The 23,280-nt window shown below is 57.8% G+C and carries 22 protein-coding genes; 9 read left to right on the forward strand and 13 right to left on the reverse strand.

What is annotated here, in order from left to right; all coding sequences use genetic code 11:
* Positions 1-47: 47 nt before the first annotated feature.
* The 3 genes from HFD92_RS14765 (at position 48) to HFD92_RS14775 (ending at position 2,287) form a co-directional block, all read left to right on the forward strand.
* A complete protein-coding gene (locus tag HFD92_RS14765; protein ID WP_046102486.1) occupies positions 48-758 on the forward strand; it encodes a TerC family protein in 711 nt (236 codons plus the stop codon).
* Positions 759-876: 118 nt separating this feature from the next.
* The gene (locus tag HFD92_RS14770; protein ID WP_009087047.1) at positions 877-1,095 is read left to right on the forward strand and encodes a YgdI/YgdR family lipoprotein; all 219 of its coding nucleotides are present in this window, start codon (positions 877-879) and stop codon (positions 1,093-1,095) included.
* A 151-nt stretch (positions 1,096-1,246) separates the two neighbouring features.
* Positions 1,247-2,287 (forward strand): NADP(H)-dependent aldo-keto reductase, encoded by a 1,041-nt coding sequence (locus HFD92_RS14775; RefSeq protein ID WP_009087049.1) that lies wholly within the window; start codon positions 1,247-1,249, stop codon positions 2,285-2,287.
* Between the two features lie 38 nt (positions 2,288-2,325).
* Here HFD92_RS14775 and HFD92_RS14780 read toward each other — a convergent pair whose 3' ends face one another.
* Positions 2,326-2,775 (reverse strand): GNAT family N-acetyltransferase, encoded by a 450-nt coding sequence (locus tag HFD92_RS14780; protein WP_140029497.1) that lies wholly within the window; start codon positions 2,773-2,775, stop codon positions 2,326-2,328.
* Positions 2,776-2,845: 70 nt separating this feature from the next.
* Positions 2,846-4,105 (reverse strand): diaminopimelate decarboxylase, encoded by a 1,260-nt coding sequence (gene lysA / locus HFD92_RS14785; RefSeq protein ID WP_167429177.1) that lies wholly within the window; start codon positions 4,103-4,105, stop codon positions 2,846-2,848.
* 102 nt (positions 4,106-4,207) lie between these two features.
* Here lysA and HFD92_RS14790 point away from each other — a divergent pair, with 102 nt between their 5' ends.
* Positions 4,208-5,128: a LysR family transcriptional regulator gene (locus HFD92_RS14790; protein WP_009087056.1), complete on the forward strand. Its 921-nt coding sequence runs from the start codon at positions 4,208-4,210 to the stop codon at positions 5,126-5,128.
* Here HFD92_RS14790 and HFD92_RS14795 read toward each other — a convergent pair.
* Complete coding sequence (locus tag HFD92_RS14795) at positions 5,125-6,288, reverse strand: MFS transporter (RefSeq protein ID WP_111208376.1); 1,164 nt, start codon at positions 6,286-6,288, stop codon at positions 5,125-5,127. The genes HFD92_RS14790 and HFD92_RS14795 overlap by 4 nt on opposite strands.
* 349 nt (positions 6,289-6,637) lie before the next feature.
* Here HFD92_RS14795 and HFD92_RS14800 point away from each other — a divergent pair, with 349 nt between their 5' ends.
* Positions 6,638-7,264 carry a serine protease gene (locus HFD92_RS14800; protein WP_167429178.1) on the forward strand — a complete coding sequence of 209 codons (627 nt, stop codon included), beginning with the start codon at positions 6,638-6,640 and terminating at the stop codon, positions 7,262-7,264.
* Between the two features lie 264 nt (positions 7,265-7,528).
* Here HFD92_RS14800 and lysS read toward each other — a convergent pair whose 3' ends face one another.
* The 5 genes from lysS to xerD all read right to left on the reverse strand — a co-directional run bounded on the left by lysS (position 7,529) and on the right by xerD (position 13,751).
* Positions 7,529-9,049: a lysine--tRNA ligase gene (gene lysS / locus HFD92_RS14805; protein WP_009087062.1), complete on the reverse strand. Its 1,521-nt coding sequence runs from the start codon at positions 9,047-9,049 to the stop codon at positions 7,529-7,531.
* A 9-nt stretch (positions 9,050-9,058) separates the two neighbouring features.
* A protein-coding gene (prfB, locus tag HFD92_RS14810; protein WP_153009225.1) for a peptide chain release factor 2 occupies positions 9,059-10,157 on the reverse strand; the annotation gives its coding sequence in 2 pieces (ribosomal slippage) (positions 9,059-10,081 and positions 10,083-10,157; 1,098 coding nt in all).
* 225 nt (positions 10,158-10,382) lie between these two features.
* Positions 10,383-12,119: a single-stranded-DNA-specific exonuclease RecJ gene (gene recJ, locus HFD92_RS14815; protein WP_046102491.1), complete on the reverse strand. Its 1,737-nt coding sequence runs from the start codon at positions 12,117-12,119 to the stop codon at positions 10,383-10,385.
* A 3-nt stretch (positions 12,120-12,122) separates the two neighbouring features.
* Entirely contained in the window at positions 12,123-12,836 is a 714-nt protein-coding gene (gene dsbC, locus HFD92_RS14820; protein ID WP_167429179.1) for a bifunctional protein-disulfide isomerase/oxidoreductase DsbC, read from the reverse strand.
* 21 nt (positions 12,837-12,857) lie between these two features.
* Positions 12,858-13,751 (reverse strand): site-specific tyrosine recombinase XerD, encoded by an 894-nt coding sequence (gene xerD / locus HFD92_RS14825; protein ID WP_167429180.1) that lies wholly within the window; start codon positions 13,749-13,751, stop codon positions 12,858-12,860.
* Between the two features lie 102 nt (positions 13,752-13,853).
* Between xerD and fldB the strand changes: the two genes are divergently transcribed.
* Positions 13,854-14,372 carry a flavodoxin FldB gene (gene fldB, locus HFD92_RS14830; protein ID WP_046102492.1) on the forward strand — a complete coding sequence of 173 codons (519 nt, stop codon included), beginning with the start codon at positions 13,854-13,856 and terminating at the stop codon, positions 14,370-14,372.
* Positions 14,373-14,482: 110 nt separating this feature from the next.
* On the opposite strand, the gene HFD92_RS14835 is transcribed toward fldB, so the two are convergent.
* Together HFD92_RS14835 and sdhE are read right to left on the reverse strand one after the other, a co-directional pair.
* A complete protein-coding gene (locus HFD92_RS14835; RefSeq protein WP_140029503.1) occupies positions 14,483-14,893 on the reverse strand; it encodes a protein YgfX in 411 nt (136 codons plus the stop codon).
* Positions 14,868-15,134 (reverse strand): FAD assembly factor SdhE, encoded by a 267-nt coding sequence (sdhE, locus tag HFD92_RS14840; protein WP_009087078.1) that lies wholly within the window; start codon positions 15,132-15,134, stop codon positions 14,868-14,870. The genes HFD92_RS14835 and sdhE overlap by 26 nt, the downstream gene beginning before the upstream one ends.
* Positions 15,135-15,360: 226 nt before the next feature.
* On the opposite strand from sdhE, the gene ygfZ reads away from it, so the two are divergent.
* Positions 15,361-16,347 carry a tRNA-modifying protein YgfZ gene (gene ygfZ / locus HFD92_RS14845; protein WP_167429181.1) on the forward strand — a complete coding sequence of 329 codons (987 nt, stop codon included), beginning with the start codon at positions 15,361-15,363 and terminating at the stop codon, positions 16,345-16,347.
* Between the two features lie 47 nt (positions 16,348-16,394).
* On the opposite strand, the gene HFD92_RS14850 is transcribed toward ygfZ, so the two are convergent.
* A complete protein-coding gene (locus HFD92_RS14850; RefSeq protein WP_140029505.1) occupies positions 16,395-17,060 on the reverse strand; it encodes a hemolysin III family protein in 666 nt (221 codons plus the stop codon).
* A 168-nt stretch (positions 17,061-17,228) separates the two neighbouring features.
* Between HFD92_RS14850 and HFD92_RS14855 the strand changes: the two genes are divergently transcribed.
* Both HFD92_RS14855 and HFD92_RS14860 read left to right on the forward strand, forming a co-directional pair.
* A complete protein-coding gene (locus tag HFD92_RS14855) occupies positions 17,229-17,948 on the forward strand; it encodes a MurR/RpiR family transcriptional regulator (protein ID WP_167429182.1) in 720 nt (239 codons plus the stop codon).
* Between the two features lie 115 nt (positions 17,949-18,063).
* On the forward strand, positions 18,064-19,503 hold the full coding sequence (locus tag HFD92_RS14860) for a 6-phospho-beta-glucosidase (protein WP_167429183.1): 1,440 nt from the start codon (positions 18,064-18,066) through the stop codon (positions 19,501-19,503).
* A gap of 24 nt (positions 19,504-19,527) precedes the next feature.
* Here the strand turns inward: HFD92_RS14860 and HFD92_RS14865 are convergent, their stop codons facing one another.
* Both HFD92_RS14865 and gcvP read right to left on the reverse strand, forming a co-directional pair.
* Positions 19,528-20,271 (reverse strand): SDR family oxidoreductase, encoded by a 744-nt coding sequence (locus tag HFD92_RS14865; RefSeq protein WP_167429184.1) that lies wholly within the window; start codon positions 20,269-20,271, stop codon positions 19,528-19,530.
* 63 nt (positions 20,272-20,334) lie between these two features.
* Complete coding sequence (gcvP, locus tag HFD92_RS14870) at positions 20,335-23,208, reverse strand: aminomethyl-transferring glycine dehydrogenase (RefSeq protein WP_009087088.1); 2,874 nt, start codon at positions 23,206-23,208, stop codon at positions 20,335-20,337.
* Positions 23,209-23,280: the final 72 nt, after the last annotated feature.

Below are 23,280 nucleotides of genomic sequence, written 5' to 3' on the forward strand. Positions count from 1 at the left end.
ATTGCGTATAATCGCCGTTTACTTTTCGTTTAGGATTGAATGTCGGTATGTTTGAGTGGATTTCCGATCCCAACGCCTGGCTGGCGCTGGGTACCCTCACCATCCTTGAGGTGGTGCTGGGTATTGATAACATCATTTTCCTGTCACTGGTGGTCGCGAAACTGCCTAAGCACCAGCAGGCCAGCGCCCGTCGCATTGGCCTGATGGGCGCGATGCTGATGCGTCTGGCCTTACTGGCCTCAATCGCGTGGGTTGCCCGTCTGACTAATCCGCTGTTTACGCTGCTGGATCACCCCTTCTCGGCGCGCGATCTGATCCTGCTGTTCGGTGGCCTTTTCCTGCTGTGGAAATCGAGCATGGAGATCCATGAAACGATTGAAGGCGGCGAAGGGGAACACAATACCCGCGTTCACTCCTTCCTCGGCGCGATTGTGCAGATCATGATGCTCGACATTATTTTCAGCCTGGACTCCGTTATCACCGCCATCGGCCTCTCCGATCATCTCTTCATTATGATGGCGGCAGTCGTGATTGCGGTGCTGCTGATGATGTTCGCGGCACGGGTTATCGGTGAGTTTGTCGATCGCCATCCGTCAGTGAAAATGCTGGCCCTCTCTTTCCTGATTCTGGTCGGTTTTACCCTGATTCTGGAGAGTTTTGCGGTCCACGTACCAAAAGGTTACATCTATTTCGCCATGTTCTTCTCAATGGCGGTTGAGTGCCTTAACCTGATGCGCAGTAAGAAAAAGCCCGCCTGATAAAGTCAAGGGCGAGCCTGCTCGCCCGGATATTTTCAGAATTCTGCGATTAATCCTGCCGGCAAAACCATTTATTACTACACTTTTTGCACTTGACGATTTGTGAGGGGAAGGCGTGATGAAAGGGCTGGCAGGATTAGCAGCGGTAGTGATAACCGCAGCGTTATTAAGCGGATGCAGTTCAGATTATGTGATGGCGACCAAAGATGGCCGCATGATTATGACCGAAGGCAAGCCGAGCATTGATAAAGAGACCGGCCTGGTGGAATACACCGATCAGTCAGGTCACGCAGTGCAGATTAACAGCGATGAGGTTTCAACGATCATTGAACGTTAAGTGCCTGATTTAATCATCTGCCACCCATTCTGCGCTGGCAGATGATTTCCCCGATTTTTCCCCCTTCCTTCCCCGCCATGGCTCGCGCTATAGTCCCTCAGGACACAACATTCCATTCGCTCTATTCCCGTTAAAGAAAAGGAAGCTGGCAATGCACTATCATCGTATTCCCCACAGCACGCTGGAAGTGAGTCAGCTGGGGTTGGGCACCATGACGTTCGGCGAACAGAACAGCGAAGCTGACGCGCATGCTCAACTGGATTTGGCTATCCGTTCCGGCATCAACTTTATTGATACTGCCGAGATGTATCCGGTGCCACCGCGCCCGGAAACCCAGGGTCTGACCGAACAATACATTGGCAGCTGGCTGAAACAGCGCGGCAGCCGCGACAAAATCATTCTGGCCAGTAAAGTCGCCGGCCCTTCCCGTGGCAACGACGCCTCAATCCGTCCGGACATGGCGCTGGATCGCAAAAACATCCGTGCCGCCCTCGACGCCAGCCTGAAACGGCTGAACACCGACTATCTGGATCTCTACCAGCTGCACTGGCCGCAGCGCCAGACTAACTTTTTTGGCAAGCTCGGCTACCAGTACAGCGAAACCACCGCGCAGGTAACCCTGCTGGAGACGCTGGAGGCGCTGACCGAACAGGTGCGGGCAGGAAAGATTCGCTATATCGGGGTCTCGAACGAAACGGCGTGGGGGGTGATGCGCTATCTGCAACTGGCGGAGAAGCATGAGCTGCCGCGCATCGTCAGCATTCAGAACCCCTACAGTCTGCTGAACCGCAGTTTTGAAGTGGGTCTGGCCGAAATCAGCCAGCATGAGGGCGTTGAACTGCTCGCCTATTCGAGCCTGGCGTTTGGTACGCTGAGCGGTAAATATCTGAATGGCGCGCAGCCTGCGGGCGCACGCAACACCCTGTTCAGCCGCTTCACCCGCTACAGCGGTGAGCAATCACAGCAGGCGATTGCTGAGTATGTGGCGCTGGCCCGACAGCATCAGATTGACCCGTCGCAGATGGCCCTCGCCTATGTGCGTCAGCAGCCGTTTGTCGCCAGCACGCTGCTGGGTGCCACCACCCTTGAGCAGCTGCAGACAAATATCGACAGCTTCAATCTGACCCTGAATGCCGAGATTCTGGAAGGGATTGAGGCGATTCACCGTCGTTTTACCTACCCGGCTCCCTGAGTGCGACTGCCAGCTGCCGCAGAGGCGGCTGGCTTCTCTCACAGCGCGCGGCAGTAGAGCGAGACAGGCTTGTCAGGATACTCCAGCGCCTCCCCCGCCGCCTGCCAGCCAAACCGTTCGTAATACCCTCTGAACGCCGACCAGAGCCACAAGCGTGGAAAGCCCCGCGCCTTTGCATAGCCGATAACGTGCTGCTGCAGCGCCTCGCTGACTCCTCTGCCGCGCGCCGATTCATCCACATAGAGCGCCGCCAGCCAGGGGAAGAGATCCTGACGACTGATCAGATCGCAGCGCCAGAATCCCACTGTACCGATCGCCCTGCCCGCTTCCACGGCCACAAAGGTGATGGGAAACTCTGCCCCCGTCAGGCTGCTGTTAACCACGCTGGCGAAGAACGCCCGGCTGCTGGCCTCACCGAATGCCCGCCACTGCCAGTCAGTAACCTGATCGGCAAAGTGGGGCGCGTCGCTGAGCAAGACAATCTCCATCTCCCGCTCTCCTCTGAAAAACGCTGATGCGGTAAGCCCGCGTACAGGCCGTCCGGTCGTACTGTATCGCTTATTCGCCAATCTCCAGTGCCAGCAACGACTGAATGGTCTGCGCACGGCGGATTTCGCGCGGCTGGCCCTGTTCAAACAGCACTTCCGGGATTAACGGACGGCTGTTGTAGTTTGAGGACATCGAGGCACCATAAGCGCCCGTGTCGTGAAACACGAGGTAGTCGCCGACGCTGGCCGCCGGGATCGCACGCGGTTCTACCATACCGCCTTCCAGCTGGGTAAAGACATCGCCCGACTCACACAGCGGCCCCGCGACGACCGTGTCGATCGTCTGCCGATCATCAATCGCGCGATCATCACCCGCCATCAGCGAGATGTGGTGATAGCTGCCATACATGGAAGGACGCATCAGGTCACTGAAACCGGCATCGACCAGCACAAAGTGACGGCTGCCCATCGACTTAACCGCTCTCACCTGAGAGACCAGCACACCTGACTCAGCCACCAGGAAACGGCCCGGTTCAATCTCCAGCTTGACCGCGTGCCTCAGATGCTGAGCAATCCGCTGCCGGGCCGCATCCCACAGGCCGAAATAGTGATCGGTGTCGATCGCCTCTTCGCCAAAGCGATAAGGGATAGAGAGGCCGCCGCCTGCAGAGATTGCCGTCAAATCCTGACCGGACGCCATAACCAGTCCGACCATCGCATCGCAGACCTGCTGCAGGTGCGCATAATCGACGCCCGAACCGATATGCATATGGATGCCCACCAGCTGCAGGCCGTGCTGCTCAATGGCGGCCAGCGCCGCGGCTAAATCACCGTGCCAGATACCGTGCTTGCTGTTTTCGCCGCCGGTATTGGTTTTCTGGCTGTGACCATGACCAAAGCCAGGATTGACCCGCAGCCACACTGCGTGACCGGGTGACACTGCGCCAAGCTGATGCAGCATATCGATTGAACCCGCGTTCACCGGAACCTTCAGCGCCGCAACCCGCTCCAGCGTCGGCTGGTCAAACAGATCGGCGGTAAAAACAATCTCATCGCCACCTGGCTGGTAGCCTGCCGCCAGCGCACGTTCGATTTCACCCAGCGAAACCGAATCCACTTTGACCCCCGCCGCCCGCATCAGGCGCAGGATATGAATATTTGAGCAGGCTTTCTGCGCAAAACGTATGACGTCAAACGCCTGCAGCTGCGCAATGCGCGCCTGAATAATCTGCGCGTCATAGGCCCAGAAAGGTCCGGCGTAACGGCGGGCCAGCGGCAGCAGATGAGCGGCGTTGAGGGTGGTTTCGGTACTCTGTAAGGAACGTGGCATAACAATTCTCCTGTGGCGATAGTTCCATTAAGCCAGAATCATGCCATAGCGAAAAATATCTGTTTTAATAGCATCTATGCAGAATGGATATAGGGTGGCGACATGGCGAACATCAACTGGCGGCATATTGAAATTTTTCATGCGGTGATGACCAGTGGCAATCTGACTCAGGCCGCCACGCTGCTGCACACCTCTCAGCCGACGGTGAGCCGGGAGCTGGCGCGGCTGGAGCAGCAGCTGGGACTACAGCTGTTTGAACGGGTACGCGGCCGGCTGCAGCCGACGGTGCAGGGATTGCGCCTGTTTGAAGAGGTGCAGCGCTCCTGGTACGGTCTGGATCGCATCCGGGAAGCCGCAGAGGGACTTCGCCAGTTTCGTCAGGGCGAGCTGTCGATTGCCTGCCTGCCGGTTTTTTCTCAGTCGCTGCTGCCGCCGCTGTGCCAGCCCTTTTTAGCACGTTACCCCGACGTGAGCCTCAATGTGATCCCGCAGGAGTCGCCGCTGCTGGAGGAGTGGCTCTCAGCACAGCGCTACGATATCGGTTTAACCGAAACCCAGCACGCCCCGGCCGGTACCGATCGTCTCGCCCTGCTGACCTGCGATGAAGTGTGCGTTCTGCCACAGCACCATCCCCTGAGTCAGCGTGCCGTGCTGACCCCGCATGATTTCGCTGGCGAGCGGTATGTCAGCCTCTCGCGCAGCGACAGCTATCGTCAGCTGCTGGATGCGCTGTTTCAGGAGCAGGGGGTTGAACGGCGGCTGGTGATAGAGACGCACAGCGCAGCCTCAGTGTGCGCTATGGTCAGGGCGGGTACAGGCATTTCGATTGTTAATCCGCTGACGGCGCTGGATTACGCCGACAGCGGATTGGTAATGCGTAAGTTCAGCGTGGCAGTGCCGTTTACCGTCAGCCTGGTCAGGCCGCGGCACCGACCCGCCTCAGCGCTGGTCGATGCCTTTGTCAGCCATCTGCAGGAGCAGGTGACCGCCTTTCCGGCACGTATCGCCGCCCGCCTGGCTTAGGCGCGGACGCTGGCAGCCGGGCGGCCTGGTTTGCGGAAGGTCATCAGGCAGACCAGCAGGCCGATGAGCGCCAGCGCAGCCGCCGCGACCGGCACCGCCGTCAGGCCATAACCGCGACCGATGACCGCACCGCCGACCCAGGCACCCAGCGCATTGCCCACGTTAAAGGCCGCAATGTTCAGGGTGGAGACCAGATTAGGAGCCTCTTTACCGTGACGGACCACGTTGATCTGCAGGCCCGGTACCGTGGCGAAGGTGGCCATCGCCCAGAGGAACAGGGTGATCTCCGCCAGCCACAGCGCGTGGCTGGTCCAGCTGAAGAGCAGAGAGAAGATGGCGATCAGCGAAAAACTGAGGATCAGGCTGAATGAGACTTTCCAGTCGGCCAGTTTGCCGCCAAGGATATTCCCCACCGTCAGGCCCGCACCAATCAGGAACAGCGTCCAGCTGACGCCGCGGTCGCTGATCCCGGTGATCTCTAACAGCAGAGGCGCGATGTAGCTGAACAGCGCAAACATCGCCGCCGCGAAGCAGACCGTCATCAGCAGAGAGAGCCACAGTTTTCCGTTAGCCAGCGCGCCAATTTCACTCGCCAGATGAACCGGCTTCTCCTGTTTGTTTGTCGGCAGGCTGACAATCAGGGCGATAAAGGCCAGCACACCGATCACCGCCACACCCCAGAACGTGGCCCGCCAGCCAAACATCTGACCGAAGCTGGTGCCCAGCGGCACGCCCAGCACGTTAGCCAGGGTCAGTCCGGTAAACATCAGGGCGACAGCGGAGGCCTGACGTCCGGCTGGCACCAGACTGGCGGCGACGACCGCACCGATACCGAAGAAGGCCCCGTGACAGAGCGCGGTGACGATACGTGCCAGCATCAGCAGGTTGTAGTTGTACGCCAGCGCGCAGAGCAGGTTGCCGACAATAAAGATCACCATCAGCAGAATCAGCGTTTTTTTACGCGGCAGTCTGGCGGTGAGCAGCGCCATAATCGGCGCACCGATCGCCACGCCCAGCGCATAGCCGCTGATCAGCCAGCCCGCCGACGGAATGGAAACCTGAAGGTCGCGCGCCACGTCAGGCAGCAATCCCATGATGACAAATTCGGTGGTTCCGATGGCGAACGCACTCAACGCCAGCGCCAGTAATGCAACAGGCATAACACTCTCCCAGTCTTATTTGCAGGTGAACCGCGCGGACACGCAGCCCCTCGACGCTTATTAAAATTTGATCTGCGTCACAGTGAGTATTACAGCACAGCCCGGATAAGCGACATAGCCTGCGTAGCGCAAAGGATTATTGCCGTTGCCGCAATAATCCTCGCCTCCTGATGCTCTCTCTCGCTATCTGCGGGGCAAAGGCTGCCCTGTCTGTATCGCGTCAGGTTGCCATTTCCCGTTAACCGGTTACCTTTTTTATATGTGATTCATTAATTATTCCGCAACGTTGCCGATATATCCCTAATCAATTGCCAGGTGTAGTTATCAACTTCTGACGCAGGGAGAGAGAATGCAACGACTCATAGCCTTGATGGTCTTTGCTCTGACCGGCTGCTCGGTTGGTCATTATGAGTACAGTAAAGAAGCTGAAAAGCGGGTTGATATGACCGTGACCGGCATTCCGACCATACTGGGTATCGGCACGCTCGGCACCACCATCCCGCTGACGCCGGAGTACAGCCTGACCGCCGCCCATGTGGCGAAGTTTTCGCTTTATCGGGTCAAAGCCTGGCATCCGCAATGCGACCTGGCGGTGGTCTACCACAAAAACAGCGAAGTAAACCTGCCTCCCAGCTTCCGCAACAGCCATATCGGCGACAAGGTGAACCTCTACGGCTACAGCTTTATTTCGGCGATGCCGGTCAGTTCCAGCGGGCAGAACCTCATCAATACCACGCTGGCGAACAGCTGGAACAAGCCAGACTGCGTCGTGGTAGCGGCGAATGCGGGAGTGGTAAAAGGCATGTCAGGCGGTGCGGTTTATAACGCCTCTGACGATACGCTGGCGGGGGTGATTGTGGGCTACAGCAATAACATCGATGACAATGTCACCGGTAAGACGCTCTTCAAGAACGTTGCGCTCTATGTGCCCTATTCCCGCTTTCAGACCTGGCTGGATCAGGCGATTAAATCCTGATATCTGCTGAACTTACTGACAACAGCTGGCCCGTTTCGCTATAAGACGGTGCCGGCTCAGGGAGCAGGGTCAGATCGGAAAGACGCAAAAGCCGTCATCCCTGACCGCTCGGCCCGCGCCCTCCCTGGCGCGAGACGCTTTCCTCTTCTGACCCTGCTCCCTGCGCGCTGAGTTTATCTGTTGCTGTCAGACACACGCTGATTCGGCGTTGGCAGCATAAAAAAAAGGCCGGGATTTCCCGGCCTTTTCTGTTAACAGTCAAACTTACTTGCTGCCTGGACGCAGTGCCGGGAACAGGATGACGTCACGGATGGTGTGGCTGTTGGTAAACAGCATCACCATACGGTCGATACCGATACCCAGACCGGCGGTTGGCGGCAGACCATGTTCCAGTGCGGTAACGTAATCTTCGTCATAGAACATCGCTTCGTCGTCACCGGCATCTTTGGCATTCACCTGCTGCAGGAAACGCTCAGCCTGATCTTCCGCATCGTTCAGCTCCGAGAAGCCGTTACCGATTTCACGACCACCAATGAAGAACTCAAAGCGATCCGTGATTTCCGGGTTCTCGTCGTTACGACGGGCCAGCGGCGACACTTCTGCCGGATATTCGGTGATGAAGGTTGGCTGAATCAGATTCGCCTCTGCCGTCTCTTCGAAAATCTCCGTTACGACGCGGCCCAGACCCCAGCTCTTCTCAACTTTGATGTGCAGCGATTGCGCAATCGCCACCGCTTTATCAAAGTCTTCCAGATCGGCCAGATCGGTTTCCGGACGATACTTTTTGATCGCTTCGCGCATGGTCAGTTTTTCAAACGGCTTACCGAAATCAAACTCCTGCTCACCGTAAGGCACCACCGTACTGCCCAGCACATCCTGCGCCAGCGTGCGGAACAGGCTCTCGGTCAGCTCGATCAGATCTTTGTAATCCGCGTAGGCCATATAGAGTTCCATCATGGTGAACTCTGGGTTATGACGTGGCGAAATTCCTTCGTTACGGAAGTTACGGTTGATCTCGAACACGCGATCGAACCCGCCCACCACCAGACGCTTCAGGTAAAGCTCCGGGGCAATACGCAGATACATGTCGATATCCAGCGCATTGTGATGGGTGATGAAAGGACGCGCAGACGCGCCGCCCGGGATCACCTGCATCATCGGCGTTTCCACTTCCATAAAGTCGCGGCTCACCATGAACTGACGAATGCCGGCCATGATTTGCGAACGAATGCGGAAGGTATTGCGCGACTCATCGTTGGCGATGAGGTCGAGATAGCGCTGACGGTAACGGGTTTCCTGGTCGGCCAGGCCGTGGAACTTGTCCGGCAACGGACGCAGGGCTTTGGTCAGCAGGCGCAGTTCAGAACAGTGAATCGACAGTTCGCCGGTTTTGGTTTTAAACAGCTTGCCGCGCGCGCCGAGGATATCGCCGAGATCCCACTTTTTGAACTGCTCGTTGTAGATCCCTTCCGCCAGGTCATCACGCGAAACGTACAGCTGAATGCGGCCACCCACATCCTGCAGGGTCACGAAAGAGGCTTTACCCATGATGCGACGGGTCATCATACGACCCGCCACACTCACTTCGATGCCGAGATCTTCAAGCTCTTCGTTGCTCTTCTCGCCATAGCTGGCGTGCAGCTGGTCAGAGAGGCTGTCACGACGGAAATCGTTAGGAAACGCCACGCCATTTGCACGCAGCACGCTCAGCTTTTCGCGACGCGTTTTCAGTTCGTTATTTAACTCAACGGCGGCGTCAGCGCTCTGCGGTTGTTGTTCAGACATGTCGGTTCCTTATAACCCTGCTTTTAAACTAGCTTCAATGAATCGATCCAGATCGCCGTCCAGTACCGCCTGGGTGTTACGCGTCTCTACGCCGGTGCGCAGATCTTTGATGCGGGCATCATCAAGCACGTAAGAACGGATCTGACTTCCCCAGCCGATGTCAGACTTGTTGTCTTCCAGCGCCTGTTTCTCAGCATTTTTCTTCTGCATCTCAAGCTCGTACAGCTTCGCCTTCATCTGCTTCATCGCCTGATCTTTGTTCTTGTGCTGAGAACGGTCATTCTGACACTGAGTCACCGTTCCGGTCGGAATGTGGGTAATACGCACCGCAGATTCCGTCCGGTTAACGTGCTGACCGCCCGCGCCCGATGCGCGATAGACGTCAATACGCAGATCCGCCGGGTTGATGTCGATATCAATATCGTCATCCACTTCCGGGTAAATAAAGGCGGAGCTGAATGAGGTGTGACGACGGCCGCCGGAGTCGAACGGGCTCTTACGCACCAGGCGATGGACGCCGGTTTCCGTGCGCAGCCAGCCAAAGGCGTAGTCGCCTGACACGCGAATGGTCACGGATTTGATGCCCGCGACTTCACCTTCAGACTCTTCGATAATTTCGGTTTTGAAGCCTTTTGCTTCGGCCCAACGCAGATACATACGCATCAGCATGCTGGCCCAGTCCTGCGCTTCGGTGCCGCCGGAACCGGCCTGCAGATCGATGTAGCAGTCAGCGCTGTCATACTCGCCGGAGAACATGCGGCGGAACTCCAGTTCGCCCAGCTTGCCCTCAAGCACGTCCAGCTCGGCAACCGCTTCGTTGAAAGTCTCTTCGTCTTCCGCTTCGACGGCCAGCTCCAGCAGACCCTGCACATCTTCCAGGCCCTGCGACATCTGATCCAGCGTCTGCACGATCGCTTCCAGCGAGGCGCGCTCTTTGCCCAGCGCCTGAGCACGCTCAGGTTCGTTCCAGACATCGGGCTGTTCCAGCTCGGCGTTTACTTCTTCGAGGCGTTCTTTCTTGGCATCGTAGTCAAAGATACCCCCGAAGAACGTCGCTGCGCTCACTGAGGTCCTGAATACGGTTTTTGACCGGGTTGATTTCAAACATGGCTTTAGCGTCTTTCTTATGTTCGATGGGACAGGAAATTTAACGCACAAGTTTACCCGAAACTGGCGGCAGTTTGTAGCGTTGAGACAGGGGGGATGCGGGAACGGCGTGACGCGCCGCATTTTCTTCCCGGCTGATGGCGCTGTGGCCCCGTCAGAGGAGACAACGGGAGGCAGTCAGGCATGCGCGCCTGCCATCATCGCAGAGGCGCAAACCTGACAGAACCTAGTTCAGCGGCCAGAGATGGTCGATGATCAGCTGTACCGAGCGGTTACCGCGATACTCATTGATATCCAGCTTATAAGCCAGTTCGACCTGACGCACGCTGCTGTCGGGCCACAGTGTGGTATCGACATTAAAGGCGATACCGTCGATCAGCGGACCGCCGTCGAGCGGTTCGACCATCACTTTCAGATGCCGCTCGCCCACCAGCCGCTGTTGCAGCAGCTTAAACCGGCCGTCGAAGGCCGGTTCCGGGAACGCCTGGCCCCAGGGGCCCGCCTCACGCAGCATCTCAGCCGTCTGCAGCGAAAAATCCTGCGGTTGCAGCGCACCGTCAGACCAGATGATGCCCTGCAGCGATTCGCCATCCAGCCACTCACCGACCAGGTCGGCAAAGCGCTGACGGAACTCCTCGTAGCGGTCCGTTTCCAGCGATAAGCCTGCCGCCATCGCGTGGCCACCAAACTTCAGCATCAGGCCGGGGTTCAGGGTATCCAGCCGCTCCAGCGCATCACGCAGATGCAGACCGGCAATCGAACGTCCCGAGCCTTTCAGCGTGCCATCGCCCGCGGGCGCGAAGGCAATGACCGGACGATGAAAACGCTCTTTCAGTCGTGAGGCCAGAATGCCGACGACGCCCTGATGCCACTCGGGATGATAGAAGGCCAGTCCCAGCGGCAGATCGCGCTGCTCACGCTCCAGCGCCTGACACAGCGCCAGCGCCTCGCTCTGCATGCCCTGCTCGATCTCTTTTCGCGTCTGGTTGAGTGCGTCCAGCTCACTGGCTAACATCCGCGCCTGACTCAGGTCATCAGTCATCAGCAGCGCCACGCCCACCGACATGTCGTCGAGCCGCCCCGCGGCATTAAGCCGTGGCCCCAGCGCAAAACCGAGATCGCTGGCCGCCAGCTGACGCGCATCGCGATTCGCAATCTCCAGCAGCGCCCGGATGCCTGGCCGGCATTTTCCGGCCCGGATACGGCTCAGCCCCTGCCATACCAGAATACGGTTGTTAACGTCGAGCGGCACCACATCGGCGACCGTGCCGAGCGCCACCAGGTCCAGCATCCCGGCCAGATTTGGCTCGGCACGGGTAACGCCGAACCAGCCCTGGGTGCGCAGATGGGCGCGCAGCGCCAGCATCAGATAGAACGCAACGCCAACGCCCGCCAGCGCACGCGAAGGAAAGTCGCAGTCGGGCAGATTAGGATTCACGATCGCCTCAGCGGCCGGTAAGGTCTCGCCCGGCAGGTGATGGTCGGTGATCAGCACCGGAATGCCGTGCTGATGCGCGTACTCCACCCCGGCGTGGGAGGAGATGCCGTTATCGACCGTCAGGATCATGGCGGCGCCCCGTGCACGCGCCTGCTCTACCACTTCCGGGCTGAGGCCATACCCATCTTCAAAGCGATTCGGCACCAGATACTGCACGTTACTGCCGCCCATACTGCGCAGCGCCATCACCGTCAGCGCGGTACTGGTCGCGCCATCGGCATCAAAGTCGCCGACCACCATGATACGACGGCCATCCAGCAGCGCCTGATGCAGCAGCGCAACGGCGCTCTCAATCCCGCTTAAGGACTGAAACGGCAGCAGATTTTTTGCACCGCGCTCCAGCTCTGCGGCATCGCGTACACCGCGATGCAGATAGAGTCGCTTCAGCAGCGGCGGCAGGGTCGCCGGCAGTGCATCGTCTACCGTCACCTCACGGCGACGGAGTTCCACATCCTGTTTTACCACCGATTAACCACCACGCTTCTGATTGTCCAGCACCTGCTTCAGCTCCTGCGGCGTCTGATAACCGGGGATCATCATGCCGCTGTCGGTGAGCATGGCAGGGGTGCCCTGAATGCCGAACAGCACGCCCAGTTTGTAGTGCTGAGCAATATCAATTTTGCAGCTGTCGGGAGCAGCCATCTTCGGCGCACTGCCTTTCATTGCCTCGTCAAAGGCTTTGTTGCGGTCGGCGCTGCACCAGATCGCTTTCATCGCCGGTGCGATCTGACCATTCAGCCCTTCGCGTGGAAACGCCAGGTAGCGCACGGTGATACCCAGTGCGTTGTAGTCCGCCATCTGCTCGTGCAGCTTGTGACAGTAGCCGCAGGTAATGTCGGTAAAGACGGTCACAACATGCTGCTCTTTAGGCGCTTTGTAGACGATCATCTCCGGCGCCAGCGCCTCGACCTTTTTGTCGAGCAGCTTATTGGTGACGTTCACCGGCTGAGTGCCGCTGACGTCATACAGCGGGCCCTGAATCATATGTTTACCGTCGTCGGTCACGTAGAGCACGCCGCTCTCTGACAGCACGGTTTTGAACCCTGGCAGCGGGGACGGGCTGATCTCTGTCTGATTCAGCCCGAGCTTTTTCAGGGATTGCTGAATGGCGCTGTCATCGGCCTGAGCAAGACCGGAAAAGGCGCTGGCTAACAGGGCCAGCATGGCAAAATGCTTGTTCATCGTTGTCCTTATGGCCGCGGTTCAGGCTCGCGGATGGTGTTGTTGATGCAACTGACGCAGGCGCTCGGTGGCGACATGCGTATAAATTTGCGTGGTGGAGAGATCGCTGTGCCCCAGCAACATCTGTACGACACGTAAATCGGCGCCGTGGTTCAGCAGATGCGTGGCAAAGGCATGGCGCATCACATGCGGTGATAACTTTTCGGCGTCGATGCCGGCCAGCGTGGCGTAATGCTTAATACGATGCCAGAAGGTCTGGCGCGTCATCTGCTGCGCCCGATTACTGGGAAACATTACGTCCAGCGTCTGACCATTAAGCAGCCACGGGCGACCATGTTCCATATATTGCTCCAGCCAGTAAACCGCTTCTTCACCTAATGGCACCAGCCGCTCTTTATCGCCTTTACCGATTACCCGGACGACGCCCTGACGCAGGCTGATGTCGCTGAGCGTCAGCCCCGTCAGTTCGGAGACGCGCAGGCCGGTGGCATAGAGCAGCTCCAGCATCGCCTTATCGCGCAGCTCCAGTGGGATATCGGTATTAGGTGCCTGCAACAGCCGCTCGACCTGCGCCTCAGTGAGATCTTTCGGCAGTTGCTGTGGCAGTTTGGGTGCCGAGAGTAGCGCACTGGGATCGTCGGGGCGCACTTTTTCACGGTACAGATACTGGAACAGGCGACGCATGGCGCTGAGCAGCCGCGCTGAGCTGGTCGCCTTATAGCCTCCTTCCAGCCGTTCAGCCAGAAACTGCTGCAGATCGGCTGGCGTCACGCTGAGCAGCGTCAGCTGGTGATGCGCCAGCCAGCCGGTCAGCGTCTGGAGATCCTGGCGATAGGAGGAGAGCGTGTTCTGCGCCAGATTGCGCTCAATCCAGAGCGCATCAAGAAACTGTTCTGTCAGTTCGCTGTCCTGCACGTTATCTCCGCCGTCTGGTGTAAAATCATGCTCATTATGCCTGATTCAGCAGCGCTTCTGGTACAATTGCGCCAAAGTCAGTATTTACAGAGTGTTATCTGCATGAAAATCGGTCTGTTTTACGGTTCCAGTACCTGTTACACCGAAATCGTGGCGGAGAAAATTCGCGATTTCATCGGCGACGAGCTGGTCACGCTGCATAACGTTAAGGATGATGACCCGCGCCTGATGGAGCAGTACGATTTGCTGATCATGGGCATCCCCACCTGGGATTTTGGTGAGTTGCAGGAGGACTGGGAGGCGATCTGGACGCAGCTGCCCGCGCTGAATCTGCAGAATAAGATTGTGGCGCTGTATGGTATGGGCGATCAGATTGGCTACGGTGAATGGTTTCTGGATGCGCTCGGCATGCTGCACGATTTGCTGCAGCCGATGGGGGTACGTTTCGTAGGCTACTGGCCGCTGGAGGGCTATGAGTTCACCAGTCCCCGACCGCTCACTGCCGATGGCACACAGTTTGTCGGCCTGGCGCTGGATGACGTGAATCAGTTTGAGGTGACGGATGAGCGCGTTGAGCAGTGGTGCGAGCAGGTGTTAACCGAGACTGCCGGACTGCTGTAACCCTCTTCAGCCGTTGCGGCCGCCAGCCACATACGGAGACGGCGCGGGATGCCTGGCAGAACCTGACAGGCCACGGGTCAGTCGAAATGCGCGCTTATGCCTCTTCGCCGTTAATGTGGCGCCCTGCTGAAGCAGCAGGCGCGCAACGCCCGCCATTCGTCAGGCTGCATAGCGTCCTGCATCAGCCACCAGCGCAGCCTGTCACCCTCTTCGCTCTTCGCCACCAGCAGCACGCCCGCTGGTAACCAGCGCAGTGGCTGAGTGGGACGCCAGCGTTTTCCCTGCCAGATCCAGCAATGGACACTTTCCCGCTCCAGCGTCCCGCGCCGCAGCCTCAGCCGCCGGCAGACACGACCGCCCTCCGCCAGCAGCAGCAGGATCATTCCGCTCCGCAGCAGCTCCCCACCCACGGGCAGCGCCATCAGCAGCACGCCCGAGACGGCAGCCACCAGCCAGACGCACAGCACCCCGCACGCCAGCCGGGAGGGCCGCAGCTTACATTGCCACCGGGCCGCGCTCATGGTTGCGCTGCTGGATGAGATTGACCATCCGCTTAAGCTCAGGATCCTTTGGCTCGCCGTGATTCATCAGCCAGTTGAACAGATCGGGATCGTCACTCTTCAGCAGCGCGACAAAGACCTGCTTATCGGTGTCGCTCAGCGTGTCATACTCAAATTTGAAGAACGGCATAATCGCCACATCCAGTTCCAGCATGCCGCGACGGCAGGCCCACTGAATACGTGATTTATCATTAATATCCATGCATCAGTTTCCACAGTTCACAACGTGGCGCTTAGTGTAACCTGGTTTAATACGGCTCGCAGGCGCTGCGTCGCATGCTGTGCAACCTGCCACATTTCAGGCGGCCTCTTTGCAGGGTTATCACGCCTTTTGTGCGCCGTTTTCAGTAAACAGGTTGCATTGCCAGGCGGCTCTTTTAACATTGAAGACATTGTTCCGGATGAACCTTCTTACACAGGATATCTCCATGCCCACTTTTACTTTACCGCCGCGCCAGCCTGCCGCGTCGTCCCGTCTGCCGTTAACCCTGATGTCACTGGACAGCTGGGCACTGGTTTCGATTACCGGTGCGGACAGCACTGCCTACCTGCAGGGTCAGTTAACGCTGGATGTCGCGGCGCTGGATGCCAATCATCACTCCCCCGCCGCGCACTGCGACGCCAAAGGCAAAATGTGGAGCAATCTGCGTCTGTTTCATCGCGGTGAAGGGTATGCCTACCTGATCCAGCGCGAACTGCGCGACACCCAGCTGGCCGAGCTGAAGAAATATGCGGTGTTTTCAAAAGTCACGATGACGCCCGACGATGAAGCACTTCTGCTGGGTGTGGCTGGTTTCCAGGCGCGTGCTGCCCTGGCTAACCTGTTTGAGGCGTTGCCTGACAGCGAGAAGCCGGTGGTGCATCAGGGTGAAACTACCCTGCTGTGGTTTGCGCATCCGGCCGAACGTTTTCTGATTGTGACATCACCGGCCCAGGCCGACGTGCTGAAGCAGAAACTCAGCGAGGATGCACAGTTCAACGACAGCCAGCAGTGGCTGGCGCTGGATATCGAAGCCGGTATTCCGGTGATCGTTCCAGCCACCAGCGTGCAGTTTATTCCGCAGGCAACCAACCTGCAGGCGCTGGATGCCATCAGCTTTAAAAAAGGGTGCTATGCCGGACAGGAGATGGTGGCCCGGGCGAAATATCGCGGTGCTAACAAACGCGCCCTTTACTGGCTGGCGGGTAAGGCAAGCCATCTGCCTGAAGCCAACGCGCCGCTGGAGCTGCAGATGGGTGAGCGCTGGCGTCGTACCGGCAGCGTGCTGGCGGCTGTGCAGCTGGATGATGGCACCAGCTGGATTCAGGTGGTGCTGAACAACGATCTGGAGCCGGACAGCGTGCTGCGGGTTGAAGGCGATGAAGGTGGTCATCTGACGGTGCAGCCCCTGCCCTATTCGCTGGATGAGAACTGAGTCACCTTCCGGCCCTGACGTCACGTCAGGGCAACATTCGCGAAGCGTCAGCGTACATAGAAGTAGATGGCGCAGAAATGACAGAGTGAGCCGCCCAGTACGAATCCATGCCAGATGGCATGATTGTAGGGAATGCGGCGTGCCACATAGAAAATCACCCCCAGCGAGTAGATTATCCCGCCTGCTGCCAGCAGCCAGATGCAGGCTGGCGGCATAATCATGGCCAGCTGATAAACCACGATCAGCGACAGCCACCCCATACAGAGATAGGTCACCAGCGACAGCACTTTAAAGCGATGGGCAATGGTAAGCTTAAACAGAATACCGGCCAGCGCCAGCCCCCAGATTACCGCCATTAATCCATACGCCAGCGGCGTCCTGAGTCCCACCAGCAGAAACGGCGTGTAGGTTCCGGCGATCAGCAGATAGATCGCGCAGTGGTCGAACGTTTTCAGCCAGGGCCGGACCGGGCCATCGGGAATGGCGTGATAGAGCGTCGAAGCCAGAAACAGCAGGATCATACTGCCGCCATAGAGGCTGTAGCTGACAAAGGTCAGGGTATCCGCCTGGCGTTCGATGGCCTGATGAAGCATCAGCACCAGGCCAGCGATGCCTGACAGACAGCCCAGACCATGACTGATACTGTTGGCAATTTCTTCGCCGAACCAGTCGTCCGCTGCGGGTCGTGGTTTGTGAGAAAGTGTGGGGGTCATAAGTGTGTCCTGAACAGCGTAATCGCAGTGATAATATTCTCCAGCCGGGTTGATAACGATTTCAGTGTACGCCTGTACGCTAAAATTATCTTATGAAATTCTGTAACCGTTAAACCGGCTGCTGAATCTGATAAACTGACCCCAGGTCAACCGTTCAACGAGTCATCCATGTTTTCGCACCGCGATCTCGCCCGTCTTAACGATCTGGAAATGCAGGTCTATCAGTTCATCATTAAACATCGTGAAGGCGTCAGTTATATGACCATCCGCGAACTGGCTGAGCAGGCGGGGGTCTCCACCACCACCGTGCTGCGCTTCTGCCGTAAGATGCACTGTGAAGGCTGGTCAGAATTTCGCATTCGTCTGCGCTTAGCCGAACAGCAGCATACGCCTCAGCTGAATACCGCCGGGGTGAGCGAGATGCTGAGTTTCTTTAACAGCATTAACAATCCGGCGTTTGAACAGCTCATCGCTCAGGCCGCACAGAAAATTGCTCAGGCTGAGCAGGTTTTCTTTATTGGCGTCGGCACATCAGGCAGCCTGGCGAAATATGGCGCCCGCTTTTTCTCTAACCTCGGTAAATTCAGTCACGCAATTGATGATCCCTATTATCCGATCAGTCCCGACCTCTATCAGAACGCGATAGCGATTATTTTATCCGTCTCCGGTGAAACCGAAGAGATCCTGCGTATTGCCAGCCAGTTCAGCCTGAACAAGTGCAGAATCATTGCGATAACGAATACGGGGAGCAGCTCGCTGGCGAAAATCGGCGATTTTACCCTCTGCTACCATGTGCCGATTATTCGTCTGGCTGACAACACGGATATTACGACACAGGTTCCGGTAACCTATATTATTGAGGCGATCGGCCGCCAGCTGCGAAAATAAAACAGCCTGTTTTTCACAGGTAACAAACGCCATTTCTCGCGCGGTGTTATATCGTGACTTTCATTATTGCCTTGCTACACTCATCGCAATTTCTTTATCCGGAACGGAGTGAAACATGAGTGCAGAATTGCAGTTACCCAAAGACTTTCTCTGGGGTGGCGCGGTGGCAGCGCATCAGGTTGAAGGCGGCTGGGATCAGGGCGGCAAAGGAGTCAGCATTGCAGACGTGCTGACCGGCGGCTCACATGGTGTTGATCGGGTCATCACCGATGGCGTGCAGCCCGGCCATTTCTATCCGAACCATCAGGGCGTGGAGTTCTACTCTCACTATAAAGAGGATGTCGCGCTGTTTGCCGAGATGGGCTTCAGATGTTTCCGCACCTCCATTGCCTGGACCCGCATCTTCCCGAACGGGGATGAGCAGCAGCCCAACGAAGCGGGCCTGCAATTCTATGACGATCTGTTTGATGAACTGCTGAAGTATGGCATTGAACCCGTCATCACTCTCTCTCACTTCGAAATGCCTTATCACCTGGTTAAAGAGTATGGCGGCTGGCATAACCGCAAAGTGGTCGACTTCTTTGTGCGCTTCAGTGAAGTGGTGCTGAAGCGCTATAAAAACAAAGTGAAATACTGGATGACCTTTAACGAGATCAACAACCAGCGCAACTGGCGTTATCCGCTGTTTGGATACTGCTGCTCAGGGGTGATCTTCACTGAACATGAGAAGCCTGAAGAGGCGATGTATCAGGTGATGCACCATCAGTTTGTTGCCAGCGCAAAAGTGGTGAAACTCGGGCACGACATCAATCCGGACTTTCAGATTGGCTGCATGATCGCCATGGTGCCAGTCTACCCGTTCTCCTGCCATCCGGATGATGTGGCCCTGGCGCAGGAAGCGATGCATCAACGCTACGTGTTCAGTGATGTACAGATGCGCGGATACTATCCGGCCTATACCCTGAAAGAGTGGGCACGCAAAGGGTATGACATTCAGATAGAAGCTGACGATGCCGAAACGCTGCGTCAGGGCTGCGCAGACTACGTTGGCTTCAGTTACTACATGAGCAACGCCGTGAAGACCGATGCCAGCGGCGTTGACGATCCGATTACCGGCTTTGAAGGCGTAGTGAAAAACCCGCATGTGAAAGCCTCCGACTGGGGCTGGCAGATCGACCCGGTTGGCCTGCGCTATGCCCTGAACGATCTTTATGAACGTTATCAGAAGCCGCTGTTTATTGTGGAAAATGGCTTTGGCGCGATCGATAAGCCGGGTGCCGACGGGAAGATTGACGATGATTACCGCATCGACTATCTGCGCGCACACATTGAAGAGATGAAGAAAGCCGTCAGCTATGATGGCGTGGAGTTAATGGGCTACACCCCGTGGGGCTGCCTGGACTGCGTCTCGTTCACCACCGGACAGTACGACAAGCGTTACGGCTTTATTCATGTGAATAAAAACGATGATGGCAGCGGTGACTTTTCCCGTGCGAAGAAGAAGAGCTTCGGCTGGTATCAGCAGGTTATCGCCAGCAACGGCGAAAACCTCTGACGCGGCCCGCCGCCGCGAAACGCCTCAGCGCCCACCGGCAGCGTCAATGATGCTGCCGGTCACGTATGAGGCCGCTTCACTGGCCAGCCAGACGATCGCTTCCGCAATTTCCTCCGCTTCTCCCCCTCGTCCCATCGGAATCGCACTGGCAAGCCGGTCTACTCTGCCCGGCTCGCCGCCGTCGGCATGCATCTCTGTATAGATGAAGCCCGGCCGGACACCGTTTACCCGGATGCCCTGCTGCGCCACTTCCAGCGACAATCCTCTGGTCAGGGTATCCATCGCCCCTTTTGAGGCGGCGTAATCGACATATTCGCCCGGTGCACCGGTGCGGGACGCCGCCGATGAAACGTTCACGATCGCCCCACCCTGGCCGCCATGATGGGTACCCATCCGCTTAACCGCCTCCCGGCAGCAGAGAAAGGTGCCGATAACATTGGTGGCAAACACCTTTTGCAGACGCGCCGCATCCAGCTGTTCGGTGCGGCACTGCTGAAACAGAATACCGGCGTTGTTCACCAGCAGCGCCAGCGGTTCCGCCTGCTGATCGAGCTGCGCAAACATCGCCTTCACCGCCTCTTCATCCGCGATATCAGCCTGAATCGCAAAGGCTTCTCCGCCCTGCTGCCGGATTTGGCTGACCACCTCCTGCGCTTCTGCCTCGCGCTGGCAATAGTTCACCGCGACCCGATAACCGCGAGCGGCCAGCAGCCGCGACGTTGCCCGTCCGATGCCGCGGCTGCCTCCCGTAACCAGTGCCAGTTTCATACTGTTTCTCCATAAAAAAGGGCCGGAAACCGGCCCCTGGGGATGAGATTCTGCTGCCGCGATTTACTGATAGTCGCTGATCGGTACGCAGGAGCAGAACAGATTGCGGTCGCCAAAGACATCGTCAAGACGCTTCACCGTCGGCCAGTACTTGTTGTGGCTGCCCGCCGGGAAGACCGCCAGTTCACGGCTGTAAGGGTGAGACCACTCACCGACGATTTCCAACTGGGTGTGCGGTGCATTCACCAGCGGGTTATCGTCCAGCGGCCATTCACCGGCCGCCACCCGGTCAATCTCGATGCGGATCGCCAGCATCGCATCAATAAAGCGATCCAGTTCGATTTTACTCTCCGACTCGGTTGGCTCAACCATCAGGGTGCCCGCGACCGGGAAGGACATGGTCGGCGCGTGGAAGCCGTAATCGATCAGGCGCTTGGCAATATCCAGCTCGCTGATGCCGGTCTGCTCTTTCAGCGGACGAATGTCGAGAATACATTCATGCGCCACGCGGCCGTCGCGGCCGGTATAGAGTACCGGATAGGCGGACTGCAGGCGGCTGGCGATGTAGTTAGCATTGAGGATAGCGACCGAGCTGGCCTGTTTCAGCCCCTCGGCTCCCATCATACGAATGTACATCCAGCTGATAGGCAGGATGGAGGCGCTGCCAAACGGTGCAGCGGAAACCGCGCCCTGCTGCGTCAGCACACCGTCAATCTGCACCACGCTGTGACCCGGCACAAACGGAGCCAGATGCGCCTTGACGCCAATCGGTCCCATACCCGGACCGCCACCGCCGTGCGGGATGCAGAAGGTTTTGTGCAGATTGAGATGCGACACATCCGCGCCGATATATCCCGGCGTGGTGATGCCGACCTGCGCATTCATGTTTGCGCCATCCAGGTAGACCTGACCGCCATACTGATGAACAATCTGGCACACTTCGCGGATGGTCTCTTCGTAGACGCCATGGGTAGAGGGATAAGTCACCATGATGCAGGAGAGTTTATCACCTGCCTGAGCGGCTTTTTCGCGCAGGTCACCCAGATCGATGTTGCCCTGTTTATCACAGGCCACCACCACCACATCCATACCCGCCATCTGAGCAGAGGCCGGGTTAGTGCCGTGGGCCGAGCTGGGGATCAGGCAGAGATGGCGATCCCCCTCGCCGCGACTTTCATGATAGCGGCGGATCGCCAGCAGTCCGGCGTACTCCCCCTGCGCCCCGGAGTTAGGCTGCATACAGAGCGCATCATAGCCGGTGAGTTGCACCAGCCACTGTGAAAGCTGACCGATCATCTGCAGATAACCGGCGGCCTGTTCAGCCGGGCAGAAAGGATGCAGCTCAGCAAACTCCGGCCAGGTGATCGGGATCATCTCCGCCGCGGCATTGAGCTTCATCGTGCAGGAGCCGAGCGGGATCATCGCCTGGTTCAGCGCCAGATCTTTTTTCTCCAGGCTGTGCATGTAGCGCATCATCTCAGTTTCGCTGTGATGACGGTTGAAGACCGGATGAGTCAGAATGTCGCTCTGGCGCAGCAGACCGGCTGGAATAGCGTGGCCTTCGCTGGCGACTTCGCTGTCGAGTTTGTCCAGGTCCGGACGCTGATCGTCACCCAGCAGAATAGCGAACAGCGTCAGAATATCTTCGCGGCAGGTGGTTTCATCCAGCGTGATGCCGACCGCGTTGTGAATATCGCTGCGCAGGTTAACGCCAAAGCTCAGGGCGCGGTTCAGCACGGCGGCTTTATCCGCCACCTCGACCGTCAGCGTATCGAACCAGTGCTGATGGCGCAGCGTCAGTCCGCCCTGCTGCAGGCCGGCTGCCAGAATCGTGGTGAAGCGGTGAATGCGTGAGGCGATACGTTTAAGTCCGGCCGGGCCGTGGAACACCGCATAGAGACCGGCAATGTTGGCCAGCAGCACCTGTGAAGTACAGATGTTGGAGTTGGCCTTTTCGCGGCGGATATGCTGCTCGCGGGTCTGCATCGCCATGCGCAGCGCCGTGTTGCCTGCAGCATCGCGCGAGACACCAATGATGCGGCCCGGCATAGAGCGTTTATGCTCGTCACGGCTGGCGAAGAACGCCGCGTGAGGCCCGCCGTAACCCATGGGCACGCCGAAGCGCTGAGCCGAACCAAACACGATGTCCGCGCCCTGCTTACCTGGCGCTTCCAGCAGGACTAACGACATAAAGTCGGCGGCCACGCTGACGACCACTTTGCGCGCTTTGAGTGCGGCAATCAGAGCGCGGTAGTCGTGCGCTTCACCGGTGGTGCCCACCTGTTGCAGCAGCACGCCAAACAGATCGTCATGCTCAGGCGCTTTCTCTGCACGATCGATAATCAGTTCAAAGCCGAACGTTTCTGCACGGGTTCGCACTACATCCAGCGTCTGCGGATGAATATCATCGGCAATGAAAAATTTATTCGCGTTTTTGAGCTTGCTGACGCGTTTTGCCATTGCCATCGCTTCGGCGGCGGCGGTCGCTTCATCCAGCAGTGAGGCGGAGGCGATATCCATGCCGGTGAGATCCAGCGTCAGCTGCTGGAAGTTCAGCAGTGCTTCCAGACGGCCCTGCGACACCTCAGGCTGATAAGGGGTGTAAGCGGTGTACCAGCCGGGATTCTCCAGCATGTTACGCAGGATCACCGGCGGGGTGATCACCGCACTGTATCCCATGCCGATCCAGGATTTGTAACGCAGATTCTGGCTGGCGATGGCTTTCAGTTCCGCCAGCGCCTGCTGTTCAGTGGCGGCTTCGCCTACCGCAGGCGGGCCTGGCAGTTGAATGTCGGCAGGCACAATGGTGCCGATTAACGCGTCCAGCGAACGGGCACCAATCGCGTCAAGCATCTGCGCCTGCTGCTCAGGTGAAGGACCGATATGGCGCTCAATAAAGGCACCGTTGTGTTCAAGCTGGCTGAGAGTCTGAGTCATTAGCAGTAAATCCTGAATCGGGCTGGGGAACCGGGGATCAAACAGAAGTCAGCGGCCTCTGCAGGAGGCCGC

Origin of the sequence: Pantoea sp. EKM101V, from assembly GCF_011800325.1 — a bacterium.
Taxonomy (GTDB): domain Bacteria; phylum Pseudomonadota; class Gammaproteobacteria; order Enterobacterales; family Enterobacteriaceae; genus Pantoea; species Pantoea anthophila.

Excerpts from the sequence above, each read along its gene's own strand:
- HFD92_RS14865 (WP_167429184.1), bottom strand. The coding sequence starts at position 20,271 with ATGAAACTGGCACTGGTTACGGGAGGCAGCCGCGGCATCGGACGGGCA.
- fldB (WP_046102492.1), top strand. The coding sequence starts at position 13,854 with ATGAAAATCGGTCTGTTTTACGGTTCCAGTACCTGTTACACCGAAATC.
- lysA (WP_167429177.1), bottom strand. The coding sequence starts at position 4,105 with ATGCCACGTTCCTTACAGAGTACCGAAACCACCCTCAACGCCGCTCAT.
- HFD92_RS14850 (WP_140029505.1), bottom strand. The coding sequence starts at position 17,060 with ATGACCCCCACACTTTCTCACAAACCACGACCCGCAGCGGACGACTGG.
- HFD92_RS14835 (WP_140029503.1), bottom strand. The coding sequence starts at position 14,893 with ATGAGCGCGGCCCGGTGGCAATGTAAGCTGCGGCCCTCCCGGCTGGCG.
- HFD92_RS14795 (WP_111208376.1), bottom strand. The coding sequence starts at position 6,288 with ATGCCTGTTGCATTACTGGCGCTGGCGTTGAGTGCGTTCGCCATCGGA.
- lysS (WP_009087062.1), bottom strand. The coding sequence starts at position 9,049 with ATGTCTGAACAACAACCGCAGAGCGCTGACGCCGCCGTTGAGTTAAAT.
- HFD92_RS14780 (WP_140029497.1), bottom strand. The coding sequence starts at position 2,775 with ATGGAGATTGTCTTGCTCAGCGACGCGCCCCACTTTGCCGATCAGGTT.
- HFD92_RS14770 (WP_009087047.1), top strand. The coding sequence starts at position 877 with ATGAAAGGGCTGGCAGGATTAGCAGCGGTAGTGATAACCGCAGCGTTA.
- HFD92_RS14800 (WP_167429178.1), top strand. The coding sequence starts at position 6,638 with ATGCAACGACTCATAGCCTTGATGGTCTTTGCTCTGACCGGCTGCTCG.
- HFD92_RS14855 (WP_167429182.1), top strand. The coding sequence starts at position 17,229 with ATGTTTTCGCACCGCGATCTCGCCCGTCTTAACGATCTGGAAATGCAG.
- HFD92_RS14860 (WP_167429183.1), top strand. The coding sequence starts at position 18,064 with ATGAGTGCAGAATTGCAGTTACCCAAAGACTTTCTCTGGGGTGGCGCG.
- HFD92_RS14765 (WP_046102486.1), top strand. The coding sequence starts at position 48 with ATGTTTGAGTGGATTTCCGATCCCAACGCCTGGCTGGCGCTGGGTACC.
- ygfZ (WP_167429181.1), top strand. The coding sequence starts at position 15,361 with ATGCCCACTTTTACTTTACCGCCGCGCCAGCCTGCCGCGTCGTCCCGT.
- gcvP (WP_009087088.1), bottom strand. The coding sequence starts at position 23,208 with ATGACTCAGACTCTCAGCCAGCTTGAACACAACGGTGCCTTTATTGAG.
- dsbC (WP_167429179.1), bottom strand. The coding sequence starts at position 12,836 with ATGAACAAGCATTTTGCCATGCTGGCCCTGTTAGCCAGCGCCTTTTCC.
- sdhE (WP_009087078.1), bottom strand. The coding sequence starts at position 15,134 with ATGGATATTAATGATAAATCACGTATTCAGTGGGCCTGCCGTCGCGGC.
- HFD92_RS14775 (WP_009087049.1), top strand. The coding sequence starts at position 1,247 with ATGCACTATCATCGTATTCCCCACAGCACGCTGGAAGTGAGTCAGCTG.
- HFD92_RS14790 (WP_009087056.1), top strand. The coding sequence starts at position 4,208 with ATGGCGAACATCAACTGGCGGCATATTGAAATTTTTCATGCGGTGATG.